The sequence below is a fragment of the Domibacillus sp. PGB-M46 genome, assembly GCF_022668875.1.
GTDB lineage: Bacteria > Bacillota > Bacilli > Bacillales > Domibacillaceae > Domibacillus.
The window spans coordinates 65,613-79,912 of the sequence record NZ_JAKGCR010000020.1; the positions used below are offsets into that span (position 1 = coordinate 65,613).

Here is a 14,300-nt window from a genome sequence, read left to right on the forward strand (position 1 = left end):
ACCCGCCAGGTTTAAAAGCGGGTGAAAGTCATTTCCATTATGAAAACCATTCAAGCGGCACAAGAACCAGTGACGGGAATAAAATGAGCAAAATTAAGATAACCACTTCTACCAGGAGGAAAGGCCATATGCCCTTCATTAGGTCTTCGAGGCTGATTTTGCTAACACCGCACATGACATTTAATACCGTTCCAACCGGCGGTGTCAGCAGTCCAATGGCGTTATTCAAAATAAACAAAACCCCAAAGTAAACAGGATCAATGCCAGCTGCTTCAACAAGCGGCATCAAAACTGGCGTGAGGATCAAGATTGTCGGAGTCATATCCATAGCCGTCCCGACAAGAATAACAAGCAAATTAATCATAATTAACAACAGTAATGGCTTGTCCAAAAACGGACCCAGCATATCAATAACCATGGCAGGCAGATTTGCCACAGTAATCAGCCAGGATGAAACAAGTGCGGCAGCTACAAGAAACATGACCACACTCGTCATTTTTGCCGACTGCACCAATACGTGGTACAAATCCTTTAGTTTTAGTTCACGGTATACGAATACGCCTACAAACAATGCGTAAACCGCCGCCACAACAGCTGCTTCTGTCGGCGTAAAGATCCCGAATTTTAATCCTACAATAATAATAATTGGAAGGAAAAGAGCCCAGATACCGTGACGAAGAGAAGCCAGCATTTCTTTCGCAGAAGCACGCGGCTGGACGGTCACATTATCCTTGCGGGCAACAATCGACCATGTAATGACCAGGCCGAGAGCCATCAACAGGCCTGGCACAATCCCTGCCATAAAGAGCTGCGTAATAGAAACGCCGCTCGCGACGCCAAAGATAATAAAGCCAATACTCGGCGGAAGGACTGGTGCAATAATTCCGCCCGTAGCAATCAATCCGCTGGAACGGTTCACATTATAACCAGCTTTGTTCATCATCGGGATTAAGACTGCACCTAAAGCGGCTGTATCCGCCACAGCAGAGCCAGAAATACTCGCAAACAATAGCGCTGCGATAATCGCCACATACCCAAGGCCGCCTTTGATGTGGCCGACCATCGTCATGGCCATTTCAACAATACGGCGCGATAAGCCGCCCTGGTTCATTAATTCTCCTGCCAGCATGAAAAACGGAATCGCCAAAAGAGGGAAGCTGTCTGCTCCGCTGATTAAGTTTTGCGCAATAATCTGACTATCAAAAATACCTAGGAAATACATTAGGATCACGCTGCTAACGAGAAGAGCAAATGCGATAGGCATGCCCAGGGCCATAGCTCCAAGCAGAGAGCCAACAAATACACCGATCGTCATCCTTGCTTCTCCTCCTTTCTAAACAAATGATCTTCTTCATCGTACAATACAATCAGCTCTTCCGATTCGCTGGTCTTCATCATTTCTTCTTCTGTCATTTTGTTAAAGAAAATTCGATACAAATTAAAAATGCATATTACGGCCATAGAAAAACTTACAATGATCCCTGTACCATATACTATCGCCATTGGCATGCCAGTAGCCGGCGCTGTGCTGCCTAAATTAAGTATTGTCATCTTCCAGCTTCCATCGAGAATAAGGATAAGGACAAATACCATAAGCAATTCACTGATAATGAGAACCACTTTCTTCATTTTATTTGGCAGCCTTTTAATCAGCATATCTACACCTAAATGATCTTTGTTTTTAAATGCGCCAATGGCTCCGAGAAACGTCAGCCAGATAAAGAGATAGCGCGACATCTCTTCTGACCAGGTAATTCCTGAGTTAAAAAGATAGCGAAGAACCACATTGCCAAAGACAAGAACGACCATAACTGCTAATGCGAGAGCCATAGTTACATTTAAAGAATTCTCTAAAAACCTCTCTATTTTTTTCATGTGTTCTCCTCCTTTCTGTGTAAAACAAACTCAAACAAAGAAAATCGTTTTTTATTTTCTGCTTTTTGGAGAAAGAAAGCTAAGGGACCGTTCCTTAGCTTTCTTTAATATACTTTATTTAACTTCGTTCATAATTTCGTCAACGAGCTCTTTGCCGACTTTTTCTGTGTATTTGCTGTAGATCTCTTTTGCTTTATTTTCAAAACCTTTCCTTGCTTCATCGGAGAGCTCCGTTACTTTCATCCCTTCTTTTTCAAGAGCTGCAAAGGCTTCTTCGCTTTCCTTTTGATTCAGTTCACGCTGATAGTCTCTTGCTTCTTCAGCTGCTTTCGTAACCATTTCTTTTTCTTCATCAGACAGTGTCTGCATAAATTTATCACTGATCATAAAAACGCTGGCATTGTAAATATGATCCGTTTTCGTTACATATTTTTGTACCTCATAAAAATTCCCTGTTGTGATATTGCCCGCAGGATTTTCCTGTCCATCTACGACTCCCTGTTCAAGTGCCGTAAACAATTCTGTATAAGGCATTGGTGATGGGTTTGCGCCAAGCGATTTCCATAAATCAACATGAAGTTCATTTTCCAGTGTTCTAATTTTAAGGCCTTTCACATCTTTAATAGATTTAACTTCATGCTTATTATTCGTTAACTGTCTAAAGCCATTTTCCCAGTAATTCAAGCCAACGATTCCCTGACTATCAAGCTTTTTCAACAACTCTGTTCCGATTTCACCATCAAGCACTCTGTAGGCTGTTTCTTCATCTTCAAACAAATATGGAAAATCAAGTACTTCAAATTCTTTTACAAAAGAAGCGATGGGTCCTGATGACATGGTCGTACCTTGAATAGAATTCATTTTCAAACCTTCAAATACCGCCCTGTCACCCCCGAGCTGCCCGTCTGGGAACACTTGAACTTTAATAGATCCATTCGATTCTTTTTCCACAATTTCCTTAAACTTATCAAGGCCTTTTGTTAAAGAGCGGTCTTTTGATGTAGCCACTGCCATTTTCATTGTTTTAACTTCTGCTGATTCACCTTTGCCACTGGTGCTTGCGCCAGAACATCCAGCTAACATCATTATTACTGCTGCAACTAACCAAATTGAGCATTTCTTCATTTTCAAACCCCCTTGTTTTAATCACTAAAGATAGCGCTTTCAAATGAAGATCCTTTTTAGATCGATCTAAAAATAGAATAAAAAATTAGATCGATCTAATTAGACACCACACAAGACCTTTGCTTCTTTTTAATGCGGCTTTTTTATGAAAGCGCTATTTTCCCTGATTTTAAACCAGTATTCTGAAAATTGCAAGATTATTTTCCATTATTTATTTTGGCAGTGGATTGTCTTTTTTATACACAATACATCTGTATTTCAGTTAATTACGTATTCCTTAAACTCAAGCTGTGCCATATCTATATTGTTTCTTCCCTTTCCTTACTCTTGCTTTCCTTTTGCGGCTCATCTCATCATTTCTTTTATTAATAATTGCATTTAAAAAAGACCGAGCGGAAATTCGGTCTTTTTTAAATGCTTTTCTAAAATCAGCGGCGATTTCTGTATTTTTGAAAAGGCTGCCCCTGCTCATAACACGCCTGGCAGATGCTATACGGATAATCCCAATCCAATTTTCTGCCGCATTGCCGGCATTTTTTCACGACCGCCTTGATGTTGTGGCTCAGCCAGTAATGAATGTCATCGGCAATTTCTTTTTTGACCCGTTCCCAGTAATACGCCTCAGTCGGCCTATTTAACCGGTATAAAAACATTAAATGCAGCTCTACCGATTTGTAGGATAGCTCCAGTTCTTCTAATGTTTCTTTTTGAACAAACGGGTCCGGCATGTCAGTCCGGTTTACTAAGGACAGGAGTACCTGCTTCCATTGATCCGCTAAAATGTCTTCATAAGCGGAAAAAGGAATTTGCAGATAGCTGTATAAATCCTCCATGCTGAACCGCTGTTCGATCGTTGTTCCTCTCACCAGGCTGTACAAATATTCTTCCTGGGCAAGAGAGGCTTTTTTTGTACCTTTTGGATTTTGGAATTCTTTCCATAATTCAAAGAAAAGGCCTAAATCTTTATAATAACGTTTAAACCGCTCCAGCACGCTGCGGGTTGGCGCCACCGTGAACACCTGGATCGGCACATCCTTTCCTTCGAGCAGCCGTTTCATGCGCTTCGGATTTTCCATAAACACAACTTCCCCTTGTTCATATAATCCTTTGCGCCCGGCCCGGCCGGCAATTTGCTTTACTTCCTGCGTAGTCAGTTCCCGGCGTCTTTTCCCATCAAATTTTTGGCTGCTCATTAAAATAATCCGTTTGATTGGAAGGTTCAGGCCCATACCAATCGCATCTGTAGCGACTAAAATGTGCGTAGTGCCAGCATTAAAATTCTCCATTTGACGCTGCCGGGATTCTGGCGGCATGTTTCCGTAAATGACACTGACCTTATGTCCGTCTCCTTCGAGATTCCCCGCGATCTCAAGCACCCGCTTTCTCGAAAACGCAACCAGGGCATCACCTTTTTGAACGTCCTTCAGGCGGAATGATTTTTTCCGTACCAATAATGGCAGTTCGCGCCTGTATTCCCGCACTTCTACATCCGCTTCTTCTCCCAGCAGTCCAAGAATCAGCTCTTTTACATTGGGACTGCCGATAATATGAACTTCCCGGGCATTTGCTTTAGTAATAGCACGGAACCAGGAAAAGCCCCTCTCTTTATCAGCAATCATTTGCGCTTCATCAATGACGACAATGTCATAATGACGGTTTTCTTGAAACATTTCAACTGTGCTGGAAGCATGTGCAGCTCCTTCTGTCCGTTTTTCTTCTTCCCCTGTTTTTAAATCACACGGGATTCCATCTTTATTTAGTTTTTCATATACCTCGAGCGCCAGCAGGCGAAGCGGTGCCAGGTAAAGACCCGAGGGGCACGCTTTAAGCCGCTCCAGCGCTGTGTAGGTTTTTCCGGTATTGGTGTCGCCAAAATGAAGGATATAGCGGGTATTTACCTTTTGGGCCGGTTCATACTCTTCGCCAAAAATGTAGGCAATCCGATTTTTTCGTTCTGCTTTTTCCCGCTCGGCCCGCTCTTTTTCTTCCCGTCTTTTCTGTTCAAACTGCTTCCAGGCTTCATTGATTTCTTCCGGAGTCTGCGGTGTAGTGAGAACGGAATCAACTACATCTTCTTCCCATTCCCGGAAAAACGATTCTGCACAATCTTCTAAAAGAAGGTCGATGTCTTTGCTTTTTTGCAACACACGGTATGACCATTCTTCTCCCGTTTGCTGTCCATAGAGGGTTCCAAGTTCTTTCGGAAGCTCCGCAAAAATAACCTGTTTAAAGTCTTTCGTTACATAAGATAAAATCAGTTCATAATAAACATCCCAATAGGTTTCGTGTGTCCAGTCATCAAAATTAGGATATCCGGGTGCTGTCCTTCCGGTAAATTCCGTTAAAAAAGAAGCGACCATGGAATAGTATTCCGGATGAAAGGCTCCCGCTTTATGCAGTGTGCCGCTTTCATCTTCTGTGAAGCGGATACCGCTGTTTAAATGCTGTTCGAGTCTTTTTCCTGCATATTTTCGGACATATAAGTAAAAGTACAAATACTTTTCTTCCAGGAGGCGGCTTACAGCAGGAAGGAGAAACTGTTTATTCCAGCTTCGTTTCATCTGTTTTTGCTTTTGCTTTTTCTTGCTGCTTTGTACGTTCTGGGTAATCAATGCCCATGTTTCCTCATATTCGTCCCGTACCCACTCCGCCGCATCAAACGGTTCAAAATGAGCCAGCACCTGGTAAAAAGATTTCTTCAACTGGTTCAGTGATAACTCGTCCACCTCAATGCCCATCGAACGGAGATACTCCATTTTCTCAGAACGGCTGTATGAACTAACGAGCCGCTGCTTCCATATATCTGACCACACTTTACCCAAAAACAAAGCCCGTTTTTGAAGGTATTCATCGAGTGCAGCGGTTTCATTGTGTTCTATGAATTCTAGAATATTGGTGTGTATTTGTTTTTTTGTGCTTTCGATTGCTTTTTGATGATGTTTCTCGATGCCCTGCAGTTCCGCAGCCACGACAATCAGCTTCCTTTCCTGTCTCTCTCTTGTCCATCATACCATACCAGCCCTTTCCTTCTTTAGCTTTTCCTGTTTCTCCTGGTTCATGCTTCTTTAGATAACAGGAACCGGTGATAAAACGGTAAAATGCTTCAAAGGATACGTAAAGAAAATTCCTTGCTTTACAGATATAATAAACCTTTTGTGTAGACGGCAGCATTTTTATAATTTTCAAGAACGGAATAAAAAATGCTTACGAACAGATAGTATATGTACATGACTTAAAAACCACTGACTATGGTGATCGAAAGCGAGCAGTGAGATCGCTGCGGCTAATGATTCCTTCATTCAGAAAAAACGAACAGCTTAGGGAGAAAACAATGAAAGTTATAGGTGTTTTTTTATTTGTCACTACTATGGCTTCTGTATTCTGTATCATTTTGGATATACTAATGGGCTTTACCTTTTCTGAAGCACGGATGCATTTACTCGATCCGCTTTTTATGATGGATGTTAGCGAATACCTAGTGATTCTTCTGTTTTTATTTATAACGATTGGGCATCAAATCATAATGAGAAAGAACCAGCAAAAATAGCAACATTAGTTCCGTTGTTTAGTAAAACGGTGGCGGATAAAAGCAATCATTAGCATCACTAAAGGCAAAACAATAAGGAGCGGGGCGGAAAAATACGTTATAAAAATTGTAAAGCCCTCTTGTGAATGCTCAGCAAAATCCTCTGCAATTCCCACGGAAAGAAAAACAAGAATAAGACCTGCCGGCAAAATCATTTGCCGATGGTTTTTTAAGCGAAACAGATCAACCATCCCTGTGACAGAAGCATATAAATAAATACCCGCTTTAAAAAAAACGGTAATGAGTAATGTAATTACGACAAGGGCATCCAAGCGCTGGATAAATTCTAAAAAGTTTATTTTCCCTACTGTAGCCAGTAAAGGAAAAGGGGATCTTTCCACTTCGCTGACTCCTAAAACCGCAATGTTTAAAGCAGCCGTATAACTTAAAATAAGGCCGCTGACGATCAATGAAGCGAGTCCGGCTTTTTTCACGACCTCTGCACGATTTAAATAAGGAAACAGCATAGCAAAAACGATCGCTTCTGCAAACGGAAAGATGACAAGCAGCGGAGGAGAAAAAGTCGTCTCCAGTACAGGCTTCCAGCCATATTCTAATACAGGCTTTAGATTATTTGGATCTACGGTACCCGTTACATAAACAAAAAGATTTCCGATGATTCCCACGAAAATCAGAAAAATCCCCAGTATTTCAGCTGTTCTTGCAAAAACTTCAATTCCCAGCAAAAGCACGTAACATATAGTCAACACAAAAAGAACGATCACTACAAGCAAAGGAATCTCCGGCATTGTTGCCGTAATCAATACTTCACTGAATTCGCGCACATTTCTGGCGGAAGTATATAAAAAAAGAATCGTATACATGAATCCGACAACCCATCCGATATAGGTGCCAAATATTTTCCGGGCATATGCAGTAAGCGGCAAGGAGGGGTAATAGCGAAACAGCCTATGATAAACAAGAAATAAAATCAACCCCGCGCTTAATCCTAATAAAATAGAGAGCCAGGAATCTTTTCTTGCTTCTATGCCCCGTGCCACGACAACCGCTGTCCCTAGCTCGAACATAAAGAGTAAGAGAAAAAACTGAATGCTGCTTATTTTCGCTTTTTCCATTGAAAAAAGTTCCCCCTCCTTTTGTTCAAACCTTTTCCTCATTCTAAGTAGGAATTTGTTCGCAGTCCTGAACGACGGATAGACGTTTTAACTTCTACTCTAACCTCTGTTTCAGGAAAGCCTTCATCCTGCCATTTTTTCTTTATCTTTCTCCATGTTTTTGGATCTTTATGGTTGATGGCTTCACCAAATTGGAAAATGTCATTCTTTTTATTCTTTGCGTACGCTACGGTCTTGTTGATTTCCCGCTCGATCTCCTGATCCAACTGCTTTTCAAAATCAGTAAATGTTTTGTGTTTTGTGAGATCGATGGGGCATTGTACTTCGTCAAACGACCCGTCTGCTCTGATCGAAAGTTTAATGACCCGTCTATAATTTTGGATCTTGGCGGTTACTTTCGTGCTAGAGTGATCTATTTTAACAGTGATACCGTCTTTTTTCCCTTCACAATCGAGATGGACGATTGTTTGTTTCAAATCATTATTGATCCATGACACGCCCCGGGAAAGCTCATCATTCATCCACCCCTGCAGTTTGCCGTCTTTAAAGATGCCTAATCCCCCTATTTCCAACTTTGTTTTCGGAGAAATACCCTCAACATTTGACATTTTGTCTCCCTCTTCCGGACTGCCAGTAACCTGAAGACTGAGTAAGAAACCTCCGCCCCATTCAATTTGTTTGATGACTTGATCTGCGTTTAACATATCGTACTCCCCCTGCTGATGTTCAAGGGCCTCCACCCCGCTGACAATGCGGGCTGCCGGCAGCTCTTCTAAAGGAGTAATAACATGGAGTGCTTCTTCTGCCGTGTTGTCTTTAACCAATAAAACAGGAAATTCTCCACGGAAATAGGGCGTACGGTCAAGACTGTCAAACAGGCCCTCAATCCCGTCGGTTCTCGCTAACTCTTCCCCTACTACCATCGATTGAATATGTGCAAGAAAAAGCTCGTGCGGTGACTTCTTTTCTATTTTGCGAAGGGCATCTAAAATCGTGCTTCCTTCAGCTGAATAAGCGACTACAGGCATTTTTCCTGATGCCCCGCTTTTGTTCGCCATGCCGGCTACTTGTCCTTCATTTATAATCTGGACCGTGACACGATAAACGTTTTTCTCGTCATCGCTCCCTCTATCTACGCCAATTGCACTGACAATATCTAATTGTTGCACTTCCATACGACCCCAGCAGCCTGACAGCAGCATAGCGGAAACAAGGATAAAAACAAATGTAAGCAGCTTAATATTCATTAGAATCCCTCTGTGAATGATTTTCCTGGGTTTGACGATCCCTTGGTGCTGGCCCAAGAGTGTCTGTATTTCCCGTTTTAGATACTTTTTTCTGGGCGATCAGCCTTGGGCGCGTAGACATAAACGGTTTTGACACACGAATAAGCGTATCTTTTAAATCAGTAAAAATAAGCGGAGCGAATGGTGTTAAATAAGGAACGCCAAATGAGCGCAGGCTGCTCGTATGCGCAATGAGAACAATGAGACCAAGCCCGATTCCATAAAGCCCTAAAGAAGAGGCTAAAATAATCATGACGAAGCGAAGAATCCGTACAGCATCTATCATGGAGTGGTTTGACATTGTAAAACTAGCGATGGCTGTCGCTGCTACAATAATCACCGTGGCACTTGAAACAATTCCAGCTGATACAGCTGCCTCGCCCAGTACAAGAGCCCCTACAATCGACACGGCCTGTCCGACCTGTTTCGGCATTCGCAGTCCTGCTTCCCGCAGGAATTCAAAGGTTAATTCCAGCAGCAGCACTTCAATAAAAAGAGGAAATGGAACCTCCTGCCGCTGGGCTGCCAGGCTGATCAATAAAGGTGTGGGAATAAGGTCGGGATGAAAAGACAAGAAAGCAATATAAAAAGAAGGAAAAAACAGCGTACTTGAAATACCCAATAACCGCAGCATCCTTAAAAAACTGGCTATGCTCCAATGCATATAATAATCTTCCGCCGACTGAAAAAACTCAATAAATGTGGCGGGTAAAACTAACGTATTGGGCGTGCCGTCAACCAAAACCGCAATACGTCCTTCCATCAGCTCCCCCACTACTACATCCGGACGCTGTGTGTTGTAAATAGTCGGCCATACAGACCTTGGACCGTCCCGGATCCACTCTTCAATCGTATTAGAGCCGATCAATTCATCGACTTTTACTTTTTGAAGGCGCTCTTTCAGCTCGGTTAAAATTTTTTCATTGGCAATTCCTTTAAGGTACATAATCGTGACTTCTGTTTCGGTAATTTCACCGATCTTTACCGATTCAACCCGCAGGTGAGCACTTTTAATTCTCCGGCGAACCATTGCAACGTTTGTATGAAGGGATTCAATAAAACTTTCCTGAGGTCCGCGAATCGACTGCTCGGAAGAAGGTTCCGAAATGGCTCTTGTTGCCCCGCCTTTTAAAGGACAAATCATCGCCTGGTCCCATCCATTGAGTAAGAGAATAGTTTTCCCGGACACGAGAGCCTGGATGGTTTTGTTCCACTCTTGTGTTTCCTCGACTTCCGCAACAGTGATCATTTGTTCTTTCATCCCTGTAAATAACGTGCCGGCTGTCGAACTGTTTAATTCCCTGTGATCATTCATGACTTTATCGATAATGAAGTTGCCCACGTGTTCTTTATCCACTAATCCATTGATAAAAATAACGGCAGCATTCTGCCCGGAACTGCTTCCTATTTTAAAGGTGCGGACGATGATATCAGCACTGTAGCCAAGAGTCTCTTGAATGTTTTTAATATTTTCTTCAAGATTGGTTTCAAGTTTCTGATGATTTGTATTCGATTCAGTCTCTTCAGTGTATTCAATAGGTTTTTTCTCTTTTTTTCTAAGCTTGTTCCACACTTTTTTCATTTCCAGCTTCACCCCTGCTTTGCCCTTATATGACAGAGCTTTCACATATACCAACAGTATGCCAACTTTGCCCGCTTTTAATCCAAGGAATCTCCCTATCCCAAGAGATAGGGATACAAATAAAAAAGGAAACACCTGATGAGCGGCGTTTCCCTTTTGTGAATGAATCAGTGACATTTTTATTGTTTTCAAGTTTGGCTGATTGCTACTCTTTTCTCAATTTTTCAAAACAAAAAAGCCAAATCTTAAACAAGATTTGGCTTTAAAAAATTAGATGAACTGTGTTTCCTGTTCGTATTTAAAATCAACCCAGACGGCACCCTGGTCAGCCGAACGTACACAATGCTCAATCCAGCGGATCCCTTCGATTCCTGCATCAATATCCGGATAAACAAGGTTATCCAGCGTTTCTTGATCACCACGGTTTTTTGCATCCATGGCAATCGCAAACTTAAGATAAATGTTTGCCCATGCGTCAGACAGGCCTTCTACGTGCAAAGCACCCAGGCGCTCATCTGCATGGCAAGTTTCGTCGAGGTAAGGCATCGCCCGGATCAGTGTTTGCGCAGGCTGCCCCTGAATTTCATATGATAGTTCGCCCGGCTTGCTGTCCCACCATTCCAGGCTTGCTTTTGAACCGACAATACGAATTCGGTGGCCATCCATACACCCTGCATTCACAGAAGACGTCCATAGTCTGCCTACTGCCCCGTTTTCATAATGCATTAGCACATAAGCATTATCTTCCAATGGAGCCCGGCTGCTGATAAAGCTTTGGCGGTCGCAAAGCAGTTTCTTAATCTTCATGTTGGGCAGGATTAACTGTGACATGTAGTACGTGTGAGTTGAAAGATCACCTAAAACAAAGCTTAGCCCTGCAATCTTCGGATCCACGCGCCACTTTTGTGCATCGCTGTATTTATCCGCTTCATCTGTTGCATTAAAGCCATGCGTATACTGCAGCTCTACCACGCGGATCTCGCCAATATCCCCTTTTTCAATCATTGCCCGCATCTGCAAAAGCATTTGGTTGCCGGAGAATCCATACGTGACGCCCACTATTTTCCCCTTCTCTTCTGCGAGTGCTTTAATCTCCAGCCCTTCGTCAGTTGTGAAAAATAAGGGCTTTTCGCAGATTACATGGAGGCCTGCTTCCAGGGCGGCTTTTGTAATATCATAGTGCGTGCCGTTCGGTGTTGCGATAGACACGGCTTCAATGCCATCTTCTCGTTTCGCCTCCTCTTCAAACATGGTTTCATAATCCTCGTAGCAGCGGTCGGACGCTACACCGAGATTGACGCCAAATTCATTTCCTCTGACAGGATCAATGTCAAATGCTCCCGCTACTAATTGAAAAGCTGTGTTGTCTCTAAGTGCTCCCGTACGGTGCTTGTATCCCACCTGGCTGAGCCTTCCTCCGCCTACCATTGCCCAGCGAAGCGGTCGTGCGATTTTTTTCTCTCCATTCAACATCCTACATTCCTCCCTTTTATGATTGCGTTTTTTATTATTGCTGCAGAAAATCAACAAGCTTTTTATTCTTTATTTACTGTTACCGCCTTTACATGCTTAGTATAATAAAAGGGGAAAAAATCAAAAATACGCAGGATTGCTTTGTTGTTCATTATTCTTGCTTTTTTGTAAGCGTAATCATAAAATCATTTTATACACGATAAAAAGGAGTGATCCTGTGCTGCTGAACGAACCCGGGGTAGCGAAAGGTTCGCATTATTACTTTTTCACCCCTTCCGAAACCATCAAAAAACATTACTATCATTTGATCTGCTGCGGCCATTACTACTGCAATGCTGACTACAGTATTAAGCGGGATTACTTCCCTTATCTTTTATTGATGTATATTCGCAGCGGACAACTTCACGTAAACTATCGAGATAAGTCGGTGACGGCCAAAAAAGGCGATATCCTACTGCTGGACTGCCGTGAACCCCACCACTATTACGGTTCCGACGGACTGGAATTTATCTATATACATTTTGACGGGCCTAACTCACAAGAATTATGCCGCTACATTATGAAACAGCATGGGTTTTTCTTTCAGCACAAACGTAATATTGAGATCGGGAAGCAGCTCTACCAGATGATCTACACCTATCAAAATGAACAAGATATGTCTGTCTCGGACTGTACGTGTGTGATTTATACGATGATCAACAGCCTCTCTGCGAAACAAGAAAAACAGCACAATGAAACCTCTCCTGTTGATCAGGCCATTCAATATATTAAAGCGAATATAAACAGGCAGGTCACTTTAAAGGAAATTGCGCAGCATGTGAATTTGAGCCCTTATTATTTCTCCCATGTCTTTAAAACCGAAACCGGATATGCCCCAATCGAGTTTGCCACAAAAAATAGGATGGATACAGCCAAAGGCTTATTAAAAACAACGAATCTTTCCGTGTCTGATATCGCTTTTGAAGTAGGCTACAGCAGCAGTTCAGGATTTATCAACATTTTTTATAAAAAAGTTGGTTTTACTCCGACGGAATTTCGGAATCTGACTATTTGAGAAAGCAAGTGAAATGTACAAGTAAACTACAAAAAAGCACGCCAATGGCTATTGTTTTTAACCGTTGACGTGCTTTTTTACCCGCTTATTCCTTTATCTCACTCGGTTATAAATATTCTTAACCGCTTCATCAATTTCGTCTCTGGACATGCGCAAAGCTTTTTGGGAGGTGCCGTAGCCAATCTCCTGCTTTCCTTCCGCCAGCCCTTTAAAAATACCATCCGCAAATTCATCGACCGGAACCCCGAATGTATGAAGGCCCGCGCCGCCTAAATCTGTATTTACTGCCGGCGGTGCAACTTCAATGACTTGAACAGATGTTTCCGACAGCTGGTGTCTCAGGCTCATAGAGAATGAATGAAGCGCTGCTTTTGTTGCTGAATAAATAGGAGCGATGGCCATCGGTGTAAAAGCAAGGCCAGACGTAACATTCATAATAACCGCGTTCTCTTTTTTCACAAAGTACGGAGCAAACAGCATAGACAGGTGAATGGGTGCTTCCATGTTTGCGGTGATTTCGTTGCTAAAATAGCTCCAGTTTTGAGCTGCATCGGCCTCTAATACATTAAAACGCTGCTGAATACCTGCATTGTTGACAAGGACGTTCACTTCAGGATGCTCAGCCGTTACCCATTCAAATAAAGAAAGCCGATCCGCTTCCTGTGTGACATCACACACGCGGGTAATGATATCAGGAAAGTTTTTCTTTGCTTCTTGCAGCTTGCTCTCCCGTCTTCCGCACACTATAACTGTACTGCCCGCTTCAATAAAACGCTTCGTAAAAGCAAGGCCGATTCCCGAGGCTCCACCGGTAATGAGAACTGTATTTCCCGATAAATTCATCGATACCCTTCTTTCCTGTTTTTAATATACCTTCATTTTACTCCTTTCTCTGATAATGCCAATTAAAAAGCCTTTCCTATTGAAGGAATTTCCTTTGTTCTGCCAAATATTCGTAAACAGAATTTTGTCTAAATGAGCACAGCCACAACTTTAGCTTATCAATATGAAAACAGTGTCGTTTGCTAAGCAGCAATATAACATTATTAATAAATCTATCTCCCCTTTTAATGTTCGTGTTTTTCCGAGTATTTTTGATGATAACGTGTACATTAAGATGCTAATTTCAATAAACACGAACTTTTAGTTGACAGAAAAATAAATATATCCTAATATCAATATTGTTAGAAAACATGAATAGTACCGTTTACGTTCGTATATCCTCAATAATATGGTTTGAGGG

At 42.3% G+C, this 14,300-nt stretch carries 11 protein-coding genes; 2 read left to right on the forward strand and 9 right to left on the reverse strand.

Features of this window, described 5'->3' with window-relative positions; translation table 11 throughout:
* Positions 1-37: 37 nt before the first annotated feature.
* The 4 genes from L2D08_RS18225 to L2D08_RS24345 form a co-directional block, all read right to left on the reverse strand.
* On the reverse strand, positions 38-1,315 hold the full coding sequence (locus L2D08_RS18225; RefSeq protein WP_242235924.1) for a TRAP transporter large permease subunit: 1,278 nt from the start codon (positions 1,313-1,315) through the stop codon (positions 38-40).
* Positions 1,312-1,875, reverse strand: coding sequence for a TRAP transporter small permease (locus L2D08_RS18230; RefSeq protein WP_242235925.1), 564 nt, complete (start codon positions 1,873-1,875; stop codon positions 1,312-1,314). The genes L2D08_RS18225 and L2D08_RS18230 overlap by 4 nt, the downstream gene beginning before the upstream one ends.
* Positions 1,876-1,989: 114 nt before the next feature.
* Positions 1,990-3,000, reverse strand: coding sequence for a TRAP transporter substrate-binding protein (locus tag L2D08_RS18235; RefSeq protein ID WP_242235928.1), 1,011 nt, complete (start codon positions 2,998-3,000; stop codon positions 1,990-1,992).
* 428 nt (positions 3,001-3,428) lie between these two features.
* Positions 3,429-5,969 carry a DEAD/DEAH box helicase gene (locus L2D08_RS24345; RefSeq protein WP_242235930.1) on the reverse strand — a complete coding sequence of 847 codons (2,541 nt, stop codon included), beginning with the start codon at positions 5,967-5,969 and terminating at the stop codon, positions 3,429-3,431.
* 362 nt (positions 5,970-6,331) lie between these two features.
* Here L2D08_RS24345 and L2D08_RS18245 point away from each other — a divergent pair, with 362 nt between their 5' ends.
* The gene (locus L2D08_RS18245) at positions 6,332-6,547 is read left to right on the forward strand and encodes a YczF family membrane protein (RefSeq protein WP_242235932.1); all 216 of its coding nucleotides are present in this window, start codon (positions 6,332-6,334) and stop codon (positions 6,545-6,547) included.
* Between the two features lie 5 nt (positions 6,548-6,552).
* Here the strand turns inward: L2D08_RS18245 and L2D08_RS18250 are convergent, their stop codons facing one another.
* The 4 genes from L2D08_RS18250 to L2D08_RS18265 all read right to left on the reverse strand — a co-directional run bounded on the left by L2D08_RS18250 (position 6,553) and on the right by L2D08_RS18265 (position 12,003).
* Positions 6,553-7,662, reverse strand: coding sequence for a GerAB/ArcD/ProY family transporter (locus L2D08_RS18250; protein ID WP_242235934.1), 1,110 nt, complete (start codon positions 7,660-7,662; stop codon positions 6,553-6,555).
* Between the two features lie 38 nt (positions 7,663-7,700).
* On the reverse strand, positions 7,701-8,909 hold the full coding sequence (locus L2D08_RS18255) for a Ger(x)C family spore germination protein (RefSeq protein WP_242235936.1): 1,209 nt from the start codon (positions 8,907-8,909) through the stop codon (positions 7,701-7,703).
* Complete coding sequence (locus tag L2D08_RS18260) at positions 8,899-10,530, reverse strand: spore germination protein (RefSeq protein WP_242235938.1); 1,632 nt, start codon at positions 10,528-10,530, stop codon at positions 8,899-8,901. Before L2D08_RS18260 ends, L2D08_RS18255 begins: the two co-directional genes overlap by 11 nt.
* 270 nt (positions 10,531-10,800) lie before the next feature.
* The gene (locus tag L2D08_RS18265) at positions 10,801-12,003 is read right to left on the reverse strand and encodes a Gfo/Idh/MocA family protein (protein ID WP_242235940.1); all 1,203 of its coding nucleotides are present in this window, start codon (positions 12,001-12,003) and stop codon (positions 10,801-10,803) included.
* A 217-nt stretch (positions 12,004-12,220) separates the two neighbouring features.
* Between L2D08_RS18265 and L2D08_RS18270 the strand changes: the two genes are divergently transcribed.
* Positions 12,221-13,057: a helix-turn-helix domain-containing protein gene (locus L2D08_RS18270; protein WP_242235941.1), complete on the forward strand. Its 837-nt coding sequence runs from the start codon at positions 12,221-12,223 to the stop codon at positions 13,055-13,057.
* Between the two features lie 93 nt (positions 13,058-13,150).
* On the opposite strand, the gene L2D08_RS18275 is transcribed toward L2D08_RS18270, so the two are convergent.
* On the reverse strand, positions 13,151-13,900 hold the full coding sequence (locus L2D08_RS18275) for an SDR family oxidoreductase (RefSeq protein WP_242235943.1): 750 nt from the start codon (positions 13,898-13,900) through the stop codon (positions 13,151-13,153).
* Between the last annotated feature and the right edge of the window lie 400 nt (positions 13,901-14,300).